Source organism: Salinarimonas soli, assembly GCF_008386575.1.
Lineage (GTDB): Bacteria > Pseudomonadota > Alphaproteobacteria > Rhizobiales > Beijerinckiaceae > Salinarimonas_A > Salinarimonas_A soli.
On record NZ_VUOA01000032.1, the window covers coordinates 19,911 to 36,997 of the forward strand.

Annotated in this window: 15 protein-coding genes and 1 tRNA gene; 12 read left to right on the forward strand and 4 right to left on the reverse strand. The window is 66.3% G+C overall.

All coding sequences use genetic code 11. The features are described from left to right. The first annotated feature begins 4 nt into the window (after positions 1-4). The 5 genes from F0L46_RS17535 to F0L46_RS17555 all read left to right on the forward strand — a co-directional run bounded on the left by F0L46_RS17535 (position 5) and on the right by F0L46_RS17555 (position 4,532). Complete coding sequence (locus tag F0L46_RS17535; RefSeq protein WP_149819915.1) at positions 5-775, forward strand: transporter substrate-binding domain-containing protein; 771 nt, start codon at positions 5-7, stop codon at positions 773-775. Between the two features lie 162 nt (positions 776-937). Then, positions 938-1,624 carry an ABC transporter permease gene (locus F0L46_RS17540; RefSeq protein ID WP_149819917.1) on the forward strand — a complete coding sequence of 229 codons (687 nt, stop codon included), beginning with the start codon at positions 938-940 and terminating at the stop codon, positions 1,622-1,624. Between the two features lie 301 nt (positions 1,625-1,925). Continuing rightward, positions 1,926-2,630 carry an ABC transporter permease gene (locus tag F0L46_RS17545; protein WP_149819919.1) on the forward strand — a complete coding sequence of 235 codons (705 nt, stop codon included), beginning with the start codon at positions 1,926-1,928 and terminating at the stop codon, positions 2,628-2,630. A 7-nt stretch (positions 2,631-2,637) separates the two neighbouring features. Then, complete coding sequence (locus F0L46_RS17550) at positions 2,638-3,753, forward strand: succinylglutamate desuccinylase/aspartoacylase family protein (RefSeq protein ID WP_149819921.1); 1,116 nt, start codon at positions 2,638-2,640, stop codon at positions 3,751-3,753. Then, positions 3,750-4,532: an ABC transporter ATP-binding protein gene (locus tag F0L46_RS17555; protein ID WP_149819923.1), complete on the forward strand. Its 783-nt coding sequence runs from the start codon at positions 3,750-3,752 to the stop codon at positions 4,530-4,532. The genes F0L46_RS17550 and F0L46_RS17555 overlap by 4 nt, the downstream gene beginning before the upstream one ends. Positions 4,533-4,558: 26 nt before the next feature. Here F0L46_RS17555 and F0L46_RS17560 read toward each other — a convergent pair whose 3' ends face one another. After that, a complete protein-coding gene (locus tag F0L46_RS17560) occupies positions 4,559-5,977 on the reverse strand; it encodes a M48 family metalloprotease (RefSeq protein ID WP_240540043.1) in 1,419 nt (472 codons plus the stop codon). A 32-nt stretch (positions 5,978-6,009) separates the two neighbouring features. Continuing rightward, the gene (locus F0L46_RS17565) at positions 6,010-6,786 is read right to left on the reverse strand and encodes a thermonuclease family protein (RefSeq protein WP_149819925.1); all 777 of its coding nucleotides are present in this window, start codon (positions 6,784-6,786) and stop codon (positions 6,010-6,012) included. Between the two features lie 51 nt (positions 6,787-6,837). Here F0L46_RS17565 and F0L46_RS17570 point away from each other — a divergent pair. From F0L46_RS17570 to F0L46_RS17600, 7 genes are all read left to right on the forward strand, one after another. After that, a tRNA-Arg gene (locus tag F0L46_RS17570) sits at positions 6,838-6,914 on the forward strand. A 328-nt stretch (positions 6,915-7,242) separates the two neighbouring features. Beyond that, a complete protein-coding gene (locus F0L46_RS17575; RefSeq protein ID WP_149819927.1) occupies positions 7,243-7,509 on the forward strand; it encodes a hypothetical protein in 267 nt (88 codons plus the stop codon). A gap of 74 nt (positions 7,510-7,583) precedes the next feature. Next, positions 7,584-8,258 (forward strand): hypothetical protein, encoded by a 675-nt coding sequence (locus F0L46_RS17580; protein WP_149819929.1) that lies wholly within the window; start codon positions 7,584-7,586, stop codon positions 8,256-8,258. 117 nt (positions 8,259-8,375) lie between these two features. Then, complete coding sequence (locus tag F0L46_RS17585; RefSeq protein ID WP_240540047.1) at positions 8,376-10,316, forward strand: PrkA family serine protein kinase; 1,941 nt, start codon at positions 8,376-8,378, stop codon at positions 10,314-10,316. A gap of 27 nt (positions 10,317-10,343) precedes the next feature. Next, positions 10,344-11,642, forward strand: coding sequence for a YeaH/YhbH family protein (locus F0L46_RS17590; protein WP_149819933.1), 1,299 nt, complete (start codon positions 10,344-10,346; stop codon positions 11,640-11,642). A 262-nt stretch (positions 11,643-11,904) separates the two neighbouring features. Beyond that, the gene (locus F0L46_RS17595) at positions 11,905-13,431 is read left to right on the forward strand and encodes a SpoVR family protein (protein WP_149819935.1); all 1,527 of its coding nucleotides are present in this window, start codon (positions 11,905-11,907) and stop codon (positions 13,429-13,431) included. Positions 13,432-14,149: 718 nt separating this feature from the next. After that, on the forward strand, positions 14,150-15,223 hold the full coding sequence (locus F0L46_RS17600; protein WP_210247654.1) for a hypothetical protein: 1,074 nt from the start codon (positions 14,150-14,152) through the stop codon (positions 15,221-15,223). A 153-nt stretch (positions 15,224-15,376) separates the two neighbouring features. Here the strand turns inward: F0L46_RS17600 and F0L46_RS17605 are convergent, their stop codons facing one another. Both F0L46_RS17605 and F0L46_RS17610 read right to left on the reverse strand, forming a co-directional pair. Next, a complete protein-coding gene (locus tag F0L46_RS17605; RefSeq protein WP_149819937.1) occupies positions 15,377-16,189 on the reverse strand; it encodes a hypothetical protein in 813 nt (270 codons plus the stop codon). Positions 16,190-16,435: 246 nt separating this feature from the next. Then, positions 16,436-17,035, reverse strand: a complete 600-nt coding sequence (locus F0L46_RS17610; protein ID WP_149819939.1) for a hypothetical protein — start codon at positions 17,033-17,035, stop codon at positions 16,436-16,438. Positions 17,036-17,087: the final 52 nt, after the last annotated feature.

A 17,087-nucleotide genomic window follows, 5' to 3' on the forward strand; every position in this document is an offset into this window, starting at 1 on the left:
CTCCATGCTCCGCACGCTCATCGCGGCGGCCGCCCTCGTCGCGGTCGCCGGCACCTCCGCCCTTGCCCAGACCAAGATGCGCGTCGGCGTCGAGGGCAATTATCCGCCCTTCTCGCAGATCAGCCCGGACGGCAAGCTCTCCGGCTTCGACATCGACATCGCCAACGCGGTCTGCGCCGAGATGAAGGTGGAATGCACCCTGGTGCAGCAGGAGTTCGACGGGATCATCCCGGCGCTCAACGCCAAGAAGTTCGACATGATCGTCGCCTCGATGACGATCACCGAGGAGCGCAAGAAGGCCGTCGACTTCTCCGATCCCTATTACGACGTGCCCTCGCGCTGGGTCGCCAAGGCCGGCGCCTTCAAGGGCGAGGCCACGCCCGAAGCCCTCAAGGGCAAGAAGATCATCGTGCTGCGCAACTCGCCCCGCGCCCGCTACGTGGCCGAGCGCTACAAGGACAGCGAGGTCCTGCTCGTCAACAAGGAGACCGACGTCTATCTCGAGCTCGCGGCCGGCCGCGGCGACATCGGCTTCGGCTCCTCGGTGGTCTCCTCCGAGTCCTTCCTCAAGAAGGACGCCGGCAAGGGCTTCGAGACCGTGGGTAACACCGTGCGGCTGGAGGGCGGCTCGGGCGGCGTCGGCATCGCGGTGCGCAAGAGCGACACCGAGCTGAAGGAGAAGGTCAACGCGGCGCTCAAGGCCATCAAGGCCAACGGCACCTACAAGACCCTCCAGAACAAGTATTTCGACTTCGACATCTCCGGCGAGTCGTAAGCTTGCCCATCCCCCTCCCCCTTGCGGGGTGGGGGTCGGGACGCCAACCTGCCAGGATCAAGCCTGTACGGCCCTGCGTGCTCCCTTCCCTCCCACCAGCTCCGACTTTTCGACCCCCACCCCCAGCCCCTCCCCACAAGGGGGAGGGGAGCGGCGAGGCCCATGCTCCACGGCTATCTTCCGGCCATCCTCGGCGGCCTCGGCTCGACGCTGCTCGTCGCCGCGGTCTCGCTCATGCTGGCGTGCCTGTTCGGCGGGCTCGGCGCGGCCGCGAAGCTCTCGGATTCGCGGGTGCTGCGGGTGCTTGCCGAGGTCTACACCACCCTCATCCGCGGCCTGCCGGAGCTCGTCCTCCTGCTGCTCATCTTCTATGGCGGCCAGATCGGCATCAACGCCCTCGCCGACCGCTTCGGCTGGGGCTACATCGACATCGACCCCTTCCTGGCCGGCACGCTGACGCTCGGCTTCATCTTCGGCGCCTACCTGACGGAGACCTTCCGCGGCGCCGTCCTCGCGATCCCCCGCGGGCAGATCGAGGCGGGCTACGCCTTCGGCCTGAGCGCTCCCACCGTCCTGCGCCGCATCGTCCTGCCGCAGATGGTGCGCCACGCGATCCCGGGCTTCGCCAACAACTGGCTCGTCATGGTCAAGGCCACCGCGCTCATCTCCATCATCGGCCTCGACGACATGGTGCACCGGGCGAACCTCGCCTCGTCGGCCACCAACAAGCCCTTCACCTTCTTCGCCGCGATCGGCCTCATCTATCTCGCGATCACCACCGTCTCGATCCTGGCCCTCACCGCGCTGGAGCGCCGGTTCTCGCTCGGCGTGCGGAGGGCGGAGCTGTGAGAACCGGGATGGTCTCCCCTCTCCCATGGGGAGAGGGGTCGGGGGTGAGGGGTGACCACGCTGGTCCAGTGATTTCCCCACCCGGTGATCCCACCCTATCCCTCGTCCTGAGATGCTCAAAGCCAGCTGAGCCTCGAAGGGCGCTCCAGGTGTTTCCGGAGTGCTGTGGCAGCATCCTGCGTGCTTCGAGGCCCCGCGTTGCGGGGCACCTCAGCATGAGGGGGTGGAGGATGTCTGGTTCGAGGTCGTACCCCCTCACCCCCGGCCCCTCTCCCCATGGGAGAGGGAGGCAGGTCGCACCATGATCGACTGGTCCGTCGTCGCCGGCGCGCTCCCCGACTTCATCAAGGGCCTGCAGATCACCCTGCTGCTCCTCGCGATCTCGCTCGCCACCGGCTTCGTGCTCGCGGTTCCACTCGCGACCATGCGGGTGTCGCGGCACCGGTGGCTGTCGATGCCGGTCTGGCTCTACACCTACGTGATCCGGGGCACGCCGCTCCTCGTCCAGCTCTTCATGATCTATTTCGGGCTCGCCCAGTTCGAGTGGATCCGCGAGAGCGCCGCCTGGACGCTGCTGCGCTCGCCCTGGTTCTGCGCCTGGATCGCCTTCAGCCTCAACACGGCGGCCTACACCACCGAGATCTTCGCCGGCGCCCTGCGCAACACCGCGATCGGCGAATTGGAGGCGGCCCGCTCGCTGGGGCTCACCCCGTTCCAGATCTACCGCCGCATCCTGTGGCCGAGCGCCCTGCGCCGGGCGTTGCCGCAATACGGCAACGAGGCGGTGGGCCTGATGCACGCGACGGCAATCGCCTCCACCGTCACCCTCGTGGAGCTGACCCGCGTCGCCCGTGACGTCTACTCGATCCACCTGATGCCCACGGAGGCCTTCGGTACCGTGGCGGCCTTCTACTTCGTCCTCACCTTCACCCTGGTGGGCCTGTTCCGGCTGCTGGAATGGCGCTTCCTGCGCCACCTCCGGCGCAAGGAGGCGGGCCCGGCATGAGACCCCGATGAGATCAGACACCATCCGCCTGCCCGCCCACGCCCCCGGCATGGAGGGTCATCTCCACGTGCTGCGCTTCGGCGAGGCGGGCGCGCGGCCCCTCGTCTACGTTCAGGGCGCCCTGCACGCGGACGAGATCCCCGGCATGATCGCGGCCCATCACCTGCGCGAGCGGCTCCTCGCCCTGGAGGCGGAGGGACGCATCCGCGGCGAAATCGTCCTCGTGCCCTTCGCCAACCCGCTGGGGCTCAACCAGCGGGTGCTCGGCGGCATGGTGGGGCGCTTCGATCTCGCGGACGGGGCGAACTTCAACCGCCTCTACCCGCACCTCACCGAGGTCGTCGCCGAGCGCGTCGGCGGGCTCTTGAGCGACGACGAGGCGGCGAACCGCGATCTCATCCGCGATGCCCTGGCGCAGGCCGCGGACGAGGCCGAGGCGACGACCCCCGCCGAGCACCTGAAGCGGGCTCTCCTGCGGCTCGCGATCACGGCAGACGTGGTGCTCGACCTGCATTGCGACTCGGAGGCCGTGATGCACCTCTACACGCTGACGCCCCAGGCGGAGGACTTCGCGCCGCTCGCCGCGCTTCTGGGCTGCGAGGCGGTGCTGGTCGCGACCGAATCGGGCGACGAGCCCTTCGACGAGGCGTGCAGCCGGCCCTGGTTCGAGCTCAAGGAGCGCTTTCCGGCCAAGCCCATCCCGCTCGCCTGCCTCTCCACCACCGTGGAGCTGCGCGGCCAGGCGGACGTGAGCCACGAGCTCGCGGCGGCGGATGCCGGGGCCCTGGTGGACTTCCTCGTGATCCGCGGCGCCATCGAGGGTCCCGCGCCGCAGGTGCCGCCCGTGCGCTGCGAGCCCACGCCCCTTGCTGGCTCCGAGCCGCTCGTCGCGCCCGTCTCCGGCATGGTGGTGTTCCGCCGCGCGGTCGGCGAGCGCCTCTCGGCTGGCGACGTGGTGGCCGATATCGTCTGCCCCGCGACGGGCGAGACCTTTCCCGTGGCGACGCGCTCCGACGGCGTGCTCTACGCCCGCTCGGGCACCCGCTTCGCTTCCGCCGGCAAACGCCTGGGCAAGGTCGCGGGCACGAACCTCCAGCGCGCCGGCAAGCTTCTCAGCCCATGAGCGAGGCCCCCATGACCGCACAGCTCGACGCTCAAGGCATCCACAAGAGCTTCGGCGCCAACGAGGTGCTGAAGGGCATCTCGCTGAAAGCCGCCAAGGGCGACGTGATCGCGATGATCGGCTCGTCGGGATCGGGCAAGAGCACGTTCCTGCGCTGCCTCAACCTCCTGGAGAAGCCCAACCGGGGCCGCATCGTGCTGGGCGACGAGGAATTGCGCCTCGTGCCCGACCGCCGGGGCGAGCTCAAGGCCGTCGACCCCAAGCAGCTCCAGCGCCTGCGCAGCCGCATGGTCATGGTGTTTCAGCAGTTCAACCTGTGGGCCCATATGACGGCCCTGGAGAACGTCATCGAGGCGCCGATGCTGGTGCTCGGCCTCTCCCGGGCGGAAGCGGTCGAGCGCGGCGACCGCTATCTCCAGCGCGTGGGCGTCCATCACCGGCGCGACGCCTATCCGGCGCATCTGTCGGGGGGCGAGCAGCAGCGCGTGGCGATCGCCCGCGCGCTCGCCATGGAGCCCGCCGTCATGCTCTTCGACGAGCCCACCTCGGCGCTCGACCCCGAGCTCGTGGGCGAGGTCCTGCGGGTGATGCGCTCGCTCGCGGAAGAAGGGCGCACCATGATCGTGGTCACCCACGAGATGGGCTTTGCCCGCGACGTGTCGAGCCGGGTCGTGTTCCTGCACAAGGGGATGATCGAGGAGGAGGGCCCGCCCTCCGAGGTCCTGGCCCGGCCGCGAAGCGAGCGCCTCCAGGGCTTCCTCGCCAACTCGCTGGGCTAGGGCGGGCGGAGGGAGGCGGCCGCCGGCTAGTCGCCCACGATCTTGTAGCGCTCGCCCGGCGTCAGCGCGCCGGCGCGGGTCAGGCCGTTGAGCACGAGAAAGCGGTCCACGGCCCGGTCGTCGTCGGCCATGCGCGCCGCGAGGGCTTCGGCCGTGTCGCCCTCCGCCGCCGTGACGAGGCGCAGCTTCAGCGGGCGCACCGCGGCGGCCTCCTCGGGCGAGAGCGCCCGCACGCTCGCGAGCGCGCCCTCGAAGGCGCGGTCGGCCTCCGGATTGAGGGTGCGGAAGGCGATGATCAGGCGAAAGGTGGTGTTGCCCACCCGGATCGCCGCGAGACGAAAGCTCCAGTCCCGGCCCTTCGATGTCGCGACCGCCGCCGGCAGGCCGTTGATCGTGGCCGAGCGTAAGGTTCCCGTCTCGACGGGGTCGCTCCAGGTCGAGGTGAGGAGCGCCTCCAGGCTCTGCCCGGGCTCGGGCTGCACGGCATCGAACAGGAGGCGCCGGGTGCCGTCCGCGGAGGCGCCGACCACGGCCTGCGCCGTGTTTTCCAGGGCGACGCCCTCCGGGGCCTCGAAGGTGACCCCGAGGCGGGCATGGATGAACCGGCGCCCGCGCACGAGCCCGTCGACCGGGTTGTCGCCGTAGGTGATGCCCTCGACGGCCGCGAGATAGCGGCTCCTGTCGCCCGCCCCGATGCCGGGTGCGGCGGCGCGGCGCGCGGCCAGGGTCGCGGCCTGGATGCGCTCGGGCGTGCTCGGGTGGGTGGCGAGCATGTCGGCGCCTGCCGCCTTGCGCTCGCCCGCCGCGCTCACCCGCAGATCCCCCGCCCGCCCGAGCGATTCGAGGAAGCGGACGGCGCCGTAGGGGTCGTAGCCGGAGGCCACGAGGGTGCGCACGCCGATCTGGTCCGCCTCGATCTCCTGCACGCGGGAGAAGCGGGCGATGTCGTAGCGCGCCTCGCTCAGGACGGCGGCGCTCGCGGCCGGGTTGTTGGCAAGCTCCGCCATGACGCGCCCGATCAGCGCCGAGCGCTGCTCGCGCTCGCTGCGGGCGGCGGCGTGCCGCAGGGTCACGTGCGCGATCTCGTGCGCGAGCACCCCCGCGATCTCGGCCGTGTCGTTGGCGAGCGCCAGGAGCCCGCGCGTTACGTAGAGCCGGCCCGAGGGCAGGGCGAAGGCGTTGACGACGGGGGAATCGAGCACCGTCACCCGGTAGGTCTCGCTCGGCCGCTCGGTCGCCGGCACGAGGCGCGCCACCGTCTCAGCGAGCAGCGCCTGCATCGCGGGCGCCCGGTACTCGCCGCCGAAGGCCTGGACCAGGCGCGCGTGCTCCCGCTCGGCCGCGCGCTCGACGCCCGTGACGCGCGGCGCCTCCACGGGCGCGCTCACCATGAGATCCGCCGGGCCGTCGCCCGCGCAAGCCGCCACGAGCCCCGCGAGGCTCACGGCGGCCGCCCACCTCGTCCACGTCCCCACGCTTATCGCCGCCACCGGTCGACGTCCCAGATCTCGATCATCTCCACGGTCGCGATCTCGACCGAGGGGCCGCGCCAGTCCTCGACGAACCCGCGGGCGCGCACCCGTGTACCCCGCAAGCGGGCCGCCGACCAGCCCTGACGCACCAGCGCGTCCCAGGCGCGCTTAGGCACGACCACGGTGGTGTCGGTGCTCCAGTCGGAGCCGAAATTGAGGTAGGTGCGCCAGCGCCGCTCGCCCACGCTGCGCACCCGGCCCTCCAGGATCGTGAAGCGCCCTTTTCGGGCAGCGAGCCGCTCCGTATCGCCGGCCCAGATCGGCCGCTCGCCCTCCGCCGTCCATAGGCCCGAGCGCAGCCGGCGGGCCTCCTCCTCCCGCACCCAGAGCCCCGGACGGCACAGGGCCGCCGCGCCGCCGACATCGATCATCGCGAGCCCCGCATCGACGAGAACCGCCGCGACGTCGCGCCCATTCACGGCGATCTCGCCTGCATGCCGCCCCCAGCGATCGGCCGTGGACGAAGCCGCCACGACGACCGCGCCGCCGACGAGGCCCCTCAGCCGCTCCAGGGCCTCCCGTCCGGGCACGCCGGCCTCCGCGATCCGGATGTCGGAGAGCTTGAGCCGACGCCCGGAGGCGAGCGCGATCTCCCCGTCCTCGGCCACGCCCGTCACACGGTCCTCGCCCGTGACGCGCACGCATCCGGGCCGCCTATCCTGGGCATGGACGGGAGGGGCGCTGAGCACGAGGGCGAGGAGGATCGAGGCGCCGATACGCATGAGCCGCGGGTGGTTTACGATACGGGCGATTATGCTACACCTGCCCGGCGTGGTCCCGTAGCTCAGCAGGACAGAGCAGCGGTTTCCTAAACCGAAGGTCGGAAGTTCGAGTCTTCCCGGGATCGCCACGCTCGCCAGAGCCGAATTTTCCCGCTCGGAACCGTGCAGGACGGCCCGTCCTCAAAGGCTGGCCCGCCACGGGCCCCACTCTCCACCCTCGTCCTGAGATGCCCGCCGCAGGCGGGCCTCGAAGGGCGTTCCAGGGATCTCCGGACGGCTGTGGCAAGCGTTCTGCGTGCTTCGAGAGCGCTCTTCGAGCGCTCCTCAGCATGAGGGAGGGTGGGACCGTGATTTCAGGCCAGACCCTCGGATCCTGCGTCCCCCGTCGCCTGCCGGGGGAGATGCGTCTATGCTGAGCCGTGGGCGTTCCGGCCCGTCTCGTCCCTGAGGGATCGCATGCGCGTGGGCTATTGGTTCGTGGCCGCACTTCTGGTTTTCGGACTCGCGAGCGGCCTGGCGATCGCCTCAACTCCCGGCCTTCGCGACGGCCCCGTGCCTCCGCTCATCTGGATCGTGGCCTTCGCCCTCGTCGTCGACCTCGCCTTGATGCCGCTCGCGCGCGCCGGCCGCATCGGGCCTATCACCATGAACGAGCGGGCCGTGGGCGTGATCGGCGCAGGGATCGTCCAGACCCTCATCGCGGGGGCGCTCCCGTTGAGTTGAACCGCGACGGGCTTGACCGCCCGCGGCCCCGCGCCGCCTCATGGGGGCGAGAGCCCTTCCTTGAGGTCCCGGTCTTGCCACGCCAGAACCGCGTCACGCCTTTCGGCACGATCGAAGCGTCGTCGGCGCGCGGGCTCCTCATGGGCAATCGCGGCATCCTGCATGACGAGGCGGGCCGGCTCGGGGCGGCGCGCTGGCGGCATCACGCCTGGGTGACCTGCGTCCTCTCCTTCAAGGAACGGCGCCGGCCCGTCATGGCGCCCGGCGCCTACACGGAGCTGTTCTTCTGCGACGAGGCGGTGGCCCTGGCCGCGGGACATCGCCCCTGCGCGGAATGCCGCAGGGGCGATGTCCTGCGCTTCGCGGAGGCCTGGCGGATCGCGCATGGAGGCGACGGCGAGCGGCCCCGGGCCCCGGCCACGGACCGGATCCTGCATCGGGCGAGAATCGGCCCCGGCCGGGAGCAGGTGCGCCGGCCCATGCGGCTCTCGGGCCTGCCGGACGGCGCCTTCTTCAGGACCCCGGAGCGGCCGGACGCCGCCTGGCTCCTGTGGCGGGGCCGCATTCATCGCTGGAGCCACGCGGGCTATGCCGAGCACCTCGACCGCCCCGCCGATCGAGAGATCGAAACGCTCACCCCGGCCCCGACGTTGAGGGTGCTGGCGGCGGGCTACGAACCCCTCGTCCACCCCTCGGCCGAGGAGGGCGCGGGCGCGCTTGCGCGCGCAACCAGCGGGGGACAGCCCTAGATCGGGATTGGGGCGCGTCCAGGTCCCTGACATAATCGTGGCTGTTTGTCGCCCCAATGGACCGACATGCTGGATTGAGGCGTTCTTCTACAAGGAGGGTCGGAATCCGGAATGACAATGGCCAAGGACATCTTCGCCGGGTTTACCCAGGCCTACGAGTCGCGGCGCGCCGCCGAGATGGGCCTGGAGGAATATCTCGAGGCCTGCCGCGGGGATCCGATGCTCTACGCCTCCGCGGCGGAGCGCATCCTGGCCGCGATCGGCGAGGCCGAGATCGTCGATACCGCCAAGGATCCCCGCCTCGGCCGGATCTTCATGAACCGGACGATCCGGGTCTACCCCGCCTTCTCCGATTTCTTCGGCATGGAGGAGACGGTCGAGCGGCTGGTGAGCTTCTTCCGCCACGCCGCCCAAGGGCTCGAGGAGCGCAAGCAGATCCTCTACCTGCTCGGGCCCGTGGGCGGCGGCAAGTCGTCGCTCGCCGAGCGCCTGAAGGCGCTCATGGAGGTCCATCCGATCTATGTCCTCAAAGCGGGGGACGAGGTGAGCCCCGTCTTCGAGAGCCCCTTGGGCCTCTTCGACCCCGAGCGGATGGGCGGGGTCCTGGAGGAGCGCTACGGCATCCCGCGCCGGCGCCTCACGGGGCTCATGAGCCCCTGGGCATTGAAGCGCCTCGACGAGTTCGAGGGCGACATCACGCGCTTCAAGGTGGTGCGGATCAACCCCTCGCGCCTGCGCCAGATCGGCATCGCCAAGACCGAGCCCGGCGACGAGAACAACCAGGACATCTCGTCCCTCGTCGGCAAGGTCGACATCCGCCGCCTGGAGACGCTGTCCCAGGCGGACCCCGACGCCTATTCCTACTCGGGCGGCCTCAACCGCGCCAACCAGGGCGTGCTCGAGTTCGTGGAGATGTTCAAGGCGCCGATCAAGATGCTCCACCCCTTGCTCACCGCGACGCAGGAGGGCAATTATGTCGGCACGGAGAACATCGGCGCGATCCCCTTCTCCGGCATCATCATGGCCCACTCCAACGAGGCGGAGTGGCAAACCTTCAAGGCCAACAAGAACAACGAGGCGTTCCTCGACCGCATCTTCGTGATCAAGGTGCCCTATTGCCTGCGGGTCACGGAGGAGCAGCGCATCTACGAGAAGCTCATCCGTGGCTCGGAGCTGGGCCAGGCGCCCTGCGCGCCCGCGACGCTGGAGATGCTGGCGCGCTTCGCCGTCCTCACCCGGCTTCGCGCCCACGAGAACTCGAACGCCTTCTCCAAGATGCGCGTCTATGACGGCGAGTCGCTTCGCGAGGTCGACCCCCGCGCCCGCTCCCTCCAGGAGTACAAGGACCGGGCCGGCGTCGACGAGGGCATGGACGGGGTCTCGACGCGCTTTGCCTTCAAGGTGCTCGCCGCGACCTTCAACCACGACACCACGGAGGTGGGCGCCGACCCGGTCCATCTGATGTACGTCCTGGAGCAGGCCCTGCGCCGGGAGCAGATGCCCGCCGAGACGGAGAAGCGCTACATCGAGTTCATCAAGGCGGATCTCGCGCCCCGCTACGCCGAGTTCATCGGCAACGAGATCCAGAAGGCCTATCTCGAATCCTACCACGATTACGGCCAGAACCTCTTCGACCGCTACATCGACTATGCGGACGCCTGGATCGAGGACCAGGACTTCAAGGACCCCGACACCGGCCAGCTCCTCAACCGCGAGCTCCTGAACCAGGAGCTGACCCGCATCGAGAAGCCCGCCGGCATCGCGAACCCGAAGGACTTCCGCAACGAGGTGGTGAAGTTCGCGCTTCGCTACCGGGCGGCGAATGGCGGCCACAACCCGTCCTGGACCGGCTATGAGAAGATCCGGGAGGTCATCGAGCGGCGGATGTTCTCCCAGGTGGACGAGCTCCTGCCGGTGATCAGCTTCGGCACGAAGAAGGACTCGGAATCCGAGCGCAAGCACGGCGAGTTCGTGTCCCGGATGGTGGCGCGGGGCTATACCGAGCGCCAGGTCCGGCGTCTCGTCGAGTGGTACATGCGGATGAAGCAGGCGAGCTGAGGCTCGCCCTGCGAGATCGGAGGCGCGATGGACATCATCGACCGACGCCTGAACCCGGGGGGCAAGAGCCTCGCCAACCGCCAGCGCTTCCTGCGCCGCGCCCGGGCCTATGTGCGGCGCGCGGTGCGCGACAGCGCCGTGGAGCGCGGCATCGGGGATCTCGAGGCGGGCGGCGAGGTCTCCATCCCCGTGGACGGCATCGGCGAGCCGAGCCTGCGCCGGGGCGGCGGCGGGGGGCGGCGCGACCATGTGCTGCCGGGCAACCGCGAGTTCATCGAGGGCGACACGATCGAGCGCCCGGACGGGGAGGGGGGCGGCGGATCGGGCGCGGGCCGGGACGGGGGCGGCGACGACGCCTTCCGCTTCGTGCTCACCCGCGAGGAGTTCCTGGAGCTCTTTCTCGACGATCTGGAGCTGCCCGACCTCGCCAAGCGCCGCGTCACCACCCTGGAGACGCAAGGCTTGCGGCGCGCGGGCTATTCCGTCACGGGCTCGCCCGCGAACCTCGCCATCGGCCGCACCATGCGCAACTCGCTGGCCCGCCGCCTCGCCCAGCGCCGCCCCAGCGCCGAGGAGGTGGCGGCGATCGAGGCGGAGATCGCGACGCTGACGGCAGCCGGCGGCGATCCTGAGCGCCTCGCCGAGCTGGCGGCGGCCCTCGACATCGCCGAGCGCCGGCGCCGGCGCGTGCCCTATATCGACCCCCTCGACCTGCGCTATCGGCGCTTCGAGACCTATCCGAGGCCCGTGGCGCAGGCGGTCATGTTCTGCCTCATGGACGTGTCGGGCTCGATGACGGAGCACATGAAGGACCTCGCCAAGCGGTTCTTCATGCTGCTCCACGTCTTCCTCACCCGGCGCTACCGGCACGTGGAGATCGTGTTCATCCGCCACACCCACGAGGCGCGGGAGGTGGACGAGGAGACGTTCTTCCGCTCCGCCGAGACGGGGGGCACCCTGGTCTCCTCCGCCTTCGTCGAGATGCGGCGCATCGTCGAGGAGCGTTTCAGCCCCGCCGACTGGAACATCTACGCGGCGCAGGCCTCCGACGGCGACAACGATTACGGCGACGGCGCCACCACGAGCGCGCTGCTTCGCGAGGCGATCCTGCCCGTGTGCCAGCACTTCGCCTATCTGGAGGTGGGGGCGGAGCCGGGCTCCGGGGGCGGCTTCCTGGAGCGCGAGACCACCCTGTGGCGCACCTACCAGGCGCTCAAGGGGGAGGGCGCCGAGATGGCCATGCGCCGGGTCCGGCACCGGCGGGACATCTTTCCCGTGTTCCGCGACCTGTTCCAGAAGCGCGATGCGGCGGAGGTGGACGCGTGATGCGCATCGCGCCGCCCCGCGCCGCGCCCCCTCTCCCCTCCGGCGAGAGCGTCGACACGAGGCTCGCCCTGCTCCCCTCCCCCTTGCGGGGAGGGGCCGGGGGTGGGGGTGACGGCTGTGATCGTACAGGATTGGCCGCAACCGATCGGCTGGTGAACCTTTCGGACAAGACACCGCCGTCACCCCCCACCCCAGCCCTCCCCCGAAAGGGGGGAGGGAGCGCCGCGGCGCGGGCCGGCTTGCCTGGCCCCTTGGAGATCCGATGACCAACCTCCTCTTCCAGGGCCGGGACTGGGACTTCGACACCCTGCGCCGCCTCCACGACGCGACGGAGGCCATCGCGAAGACCGAGCTCGGCCTCGACATGTACCCCACCCGCATCGAGGTGATCACCGCCGAGCAGATGCTCGACGCCTATGCCTCGGTCGGCATGCCGCTGTTCTACCGGCACTGGTCCTTCGGCAAGCACTTCGCCCAGCACGAATCCACCTATCGCCAGGGGCTGATGGGGCTCGCCTACGAGATCGTCATCAATTCCGATCCGTGCCTCTGCTACGTGATGGAGGAGAACACGGCGACCATGCAGGCGCTGGTGATCGCGCATGCGGCCTGCGGCCACAACCACTTCTTCAAGGCCAACTACCTCTTCCAGCAATGGACGGACGCGGGCGCGATCCTCGACTATCTCGACTTCGCCCGCGCCTATATCGCCCGCTGCGAGGAGGCGTACGGCCAGACGGCCGTGGAGCGGCTCCTGGATGCCGCGCACGCGCTCCAGTCGCAGGGCGTGCACCGCTATCCGCGCAAGCGCCGGCCGGACCTGCGCTCGGAGGAGCGGCGCGCCCGGGAGCGACGGGACTACCAGGAGCAGATCTACAACGACCTGTGGCGCACCATCCCCGTGAAGAAGGGCCGGGCCCGCGAGAGCCTCGACGAGCACCGCCGCGCCCTCCTCGAATTGCCCCAGGAGAACATCCTCTACTTCCTGGAGAAGACGGCGCCGCGCCTCCAGCCCTGGCAGCGGGAGATCCTGCGCATCGTGCGCAACGTGGCGCAGTACTTCTATCCCCAGCGCCAGACCAAGCTCATGAACGAGGGCTGCGCCACCTATTGCCACTACCGGATCATGACCCGCCTGCACGAGACGGGGCAGATCGACGACGGCTCCTTCCTCGAGTTCCTGCAATCGCACACCAACGTCATCCGCCAGCCCGGCTTCGACGACCAGAACTTCGGCGGCTGGAACCCCTACGCGCTGGGCTTCGCCATGATGGGGGACATCGAGCGCATCTGCACCGCCCCCACCGACGAGGACCGGACCTGGTTCCCCGCCATCGCCGGCTCCGGCGACCCCATGGCGGTGTTGCGCGACGCCTGGGCCAATTACCGCGACGAGAGCTTCGTCGCGCAGTTTTTAAGCCCCCACCTCATGCGCCAATGGCGCATGTTCCACCTCGTGGACGATCCGGAGGACCCGGAGCTGCGCGTCGACGCCATCCACGACGAGCGGGGCTTCGCCCGCATGCGCCGGCGGCTCGCCCGCCAATACGACGTGGCCTGGACCGAGCCCGACATCCAGGTGGTGGACGTGGACCTGGAAGGCGACCGCCGCCTCATCCTCCACCACCACGTCGCCAACGACCTCCTCCTCGCCGAATCCGACACCGGCCAGGTCCTCCAGCACCTGGCGGACCTGTGGGGCTACGACGTGGTGCTGAAGGAGATTTCGGCGGCGGGGGGGACGGTGCTGAAGGAGCACGCGCGGTCGGCGACGCATGCGTTTGCGTGAGCGAGGTGGGTTTGCCCGCTGAACGTCAGCTTTGTGCCAATTGGATCTATTTCAGCACGTCAAGTATTTGATTGGATTAGACAGGCGGCAAGTCGAAGGGGTGCCGTTAGGTCATAGGCAGCAGTTCCCACCTCTCCAGCTCAGGGATGATGCCAATATAGCTAGAGCGCGACCTATAGCCCTGAAGGCCGGACTCTCGGTTGGACGCAACCATTGACGGTTCGGGCGTAGTGTGGTCGTATTGTCTTGATAGTACGGTGATGCAATGATTCCGACATATGTTACTCCTTACCGTCATGGGGAACTCCGCATTGGTTGGGCATCCTGGGATGATGGCAGCTACACGGCCCGCTCGATAAAATGGGCATATCGAGATGCCAGTGGAAAAATTTCTCGGGGATCGCCGGAGCTGCCATTCGACATTCTGCTGGACATGATAGATCTTGCGATCTCACAAGGAGAATTGAGACCGTATGTGTCGCACCAGCTAGTCGTTCGTAAAGACTTGCACCAAGCAACAAAAGATGAACTGCTTGATGAGCGCAGATCGATGGCCGCTCGCCTAGCCAGCTTGCAAGTCATGATATCCGATTTGCCCTGGGTTGACTGGCAGCCCGTCTACAATCAGATCTGTGCGCGATATGACGCTATCAAAGCAGAGATCGCGAGGCGCTCTTAATCCGTCTCTCTTTAAGTCGTCTCTAGTGGAATGTGATTTATGACGCGCGATCCGATCAAAGCAGCACGTAGAAAAATGATCGAGCAAATGACGGCCGATCTACGTAAAAAATTACCCGATGTTCTAGCTGAAACAGGTCTAGCTTCTGAAAGTTCTCTCAACGCAAAAATCGGGGGGAAAGCCGCAGAGTTTATTGATCTCCACCATGACGTGATTTTATCTCCGGATCAGTATGTAACTTTGTATATGAAGGGTTTCAAAAATGCTATGTCACCTCCTGAATCAAAATTCAAGAACACGCATCGCGAGAATTTTGAGATCTTTCGCTTATCACCAGCTGCTCAGGAATATTTTATCCTGTTCCTAAAACGTTCATATCTTAATCATTTTACTGAATTGTCTCGAGTGCGGCCGGATCTGAGTCAGTCAGAAATTTGGATCGGGCAGAACAAGGCTGATTACGGCCTTCTTATTACTCCTCGCTTTGTGAATGGTGCTTGGCAGAATGATCGGAGTGAGATCCGGCATTTTCCTAAGCTTTATTGGACGGTAGGTCATGTGCTGCAATCTGGCTTAGTTGTTCAAGGGGATCCGGACAAAATTGAGTTTCCGGATGTAAAATCCTACTTGACCTTCTTCAAGAACTCCCTGGTTCGAGCATCTGGGTCGCCTTACGAAAAAGCCATTGCTCAATCATATGTTGATTTTGTAAACGCAGCTAGTGATCCGGAGAGTGTGCCTCTTCTCATCCCTGAGTACCGCTACGAAGGGGCGGCTTCTAAGCACAAATATCGCCTCGATTTCTGCATCATCGATCCTTTCACAATGCAAAAGGTCGGTTATGAACTTTCGCCGTGGTCAACGCATGGATATCTGAGCAAGATCGGTGGACTTACCCAGGCTAAGATCAATGAGATGGCAAAAGATAATTTCGAAAAGGAGATGAATAAACACAGATCATTTTTTAAGAAGCACGGTATCTATGCGTTAATATATACCGACTCTCAGCTCGCCAACATATCGGAAGTTTTCGATGATATGAAACAATATCTTGAGCCCGTAGATAAGGTTGTGCAGCTGGATTTCCATCTACTTGAAAAGTTCTTTGTATAGAGATATTCGAGGCAAACTGAATGTCAAATTTCCGAAACGTTATTCTCAGATAGATCAGCTTGCATCAAATTCATTGAGATATGCAGAAAAATTCTAACGTCGCTCGAAGTAAACGAAGAGATGATTTCGATTTGCTGTCGCATCAGGGCAGAGTTATTTCTCCGACGTTGAGGGCCTCGCTGGCGGTTCATGGCCTGACAGGTCACCCGGCCTCATGGCCATGAACGCGTCATAGCTGGCTAGAGTCTCTTTCGTCGGGACAGTCCGATCAGTCCCAAGCGCCCGAAGACCGTCGCCGAACGAGCGACGGGTGACTTCGTCCAAGATTGCGAAGTCGTTTGAGAGTTCGTAGGACATCGAGCCAGTCCATATGTCAATCCGGGCGTAGCCTGGCGCCCGGGCAAACAGCTTGGGGCGGCCTGAAATTTCATGTTTGGCGAGCGCCACGCGTAGGAATTCAAGCTGTCGGAACAGCACGTGTGTGCGCGCCAAATCATCCTCAATTCGGTTCGTGATAGCCGGGTCTGCGATGATGCGCCGGAGAGCGCGGGCGAATGCGCTTCGTCCGAGGTTCAACTCACTCGGCTTACTCTTCTCCAGCGTGGCCGCCTTGAGTTCGAGGCCGCCGTTGACTTTCCACTTAAGGACATCTTTGACGCGCTCGCGCCACGTGCGCAGAAGTTCGTACACGGCGAAGAGCCACTGCTGGCTGAGCGCGTTCAGCAGCATCGCGTGACCAACGTCGATGCCCTCGTCTGCGGAGCGATAGGCGCGGGCCTCGCTCTCCATCGGCATGATGAAGCTGTCAACAAGCGCAACGTTGGTGGCCTGCATGCCGAGGTAATGATCGTCGCCGAGCAGCGTAAGCCCGCGCAGGGCCTGATCGAGTTCGTGCACGTCGATCTCCTCCGGCTCGCGCGGCATGGGATGGTCGTGTTCGTTAGTGTGATCCTCGATCTCATCCATCAACGCTTTGGTCCTATGACTGTCGATGCCACGGCCTTAGGTGGCGACGTGTAACGCGTCACCGAAGTTGGACTCGAAACGGCCCGCTAGGGCCGGTTTTTGTCACCGAAATTGGACCCGATTGTCACGATAGTTGGACTCTGGCGTGAGGGCGCGTCACGGAAGTTGGACTCTCTCGTTTTGGCCCCACTGGACGGTCGGCGCCTCGTGGGTGGATCAGTTTCGGCCCATAACCGAGAGCACGGCCTAAGGCGATCCTGCCGCGGGCGCCGGCAGCCAGATGTGGATGATCCCGATGTCGCCGGGGCACTCCTCGCGAGGGTCACGCCCAACGTACTGAAACCCGCGAGCGTGGACGGAGCGGTAGTGCGCCGTCGACCGTACGCCGACCCAACGCTCCGGGGCGCTACCCGTCGCCGCCGCGAGGGAGGTTTCCGCGTCTGAAGCATCCCGAACGTAGGCCACCATCAATGCCTCGACGCAAGCCCATCCATAATTGCCGGACGTGAAGCGGTCGATGCCGTCCCGCTTGTACCTGGCAATGGTCCTATGTGTGGAGGCATCGATGATCTTGCATTCCCCGACCAAAGGGAACCGGATGTCCCTGGCCGTGAGATGAAAGTTCAGGTCGGGCCTGAATTCGTGTTTGGTTCCATCGTAGCTGTACTGCTCGGATCCTCTCGTCACGTTGCGGACGAGGGAAGAAAGGAGCGTCTGCTCCTGCAAAGCCAAAAGGAGGTGGTTATGCAGCGCGCCGTTGACGCGGGACTCATCCTCCTCGGCCGTCGGTTCGGGGAAGTCGGCGCTCATCTTATCCCAGGCCTCGCAGATGGCGTCGACGATCACCCCTAGATGGATCCGGTTGATCGGAGGAAGTGGAAGGCGCACGCCTCTCGTC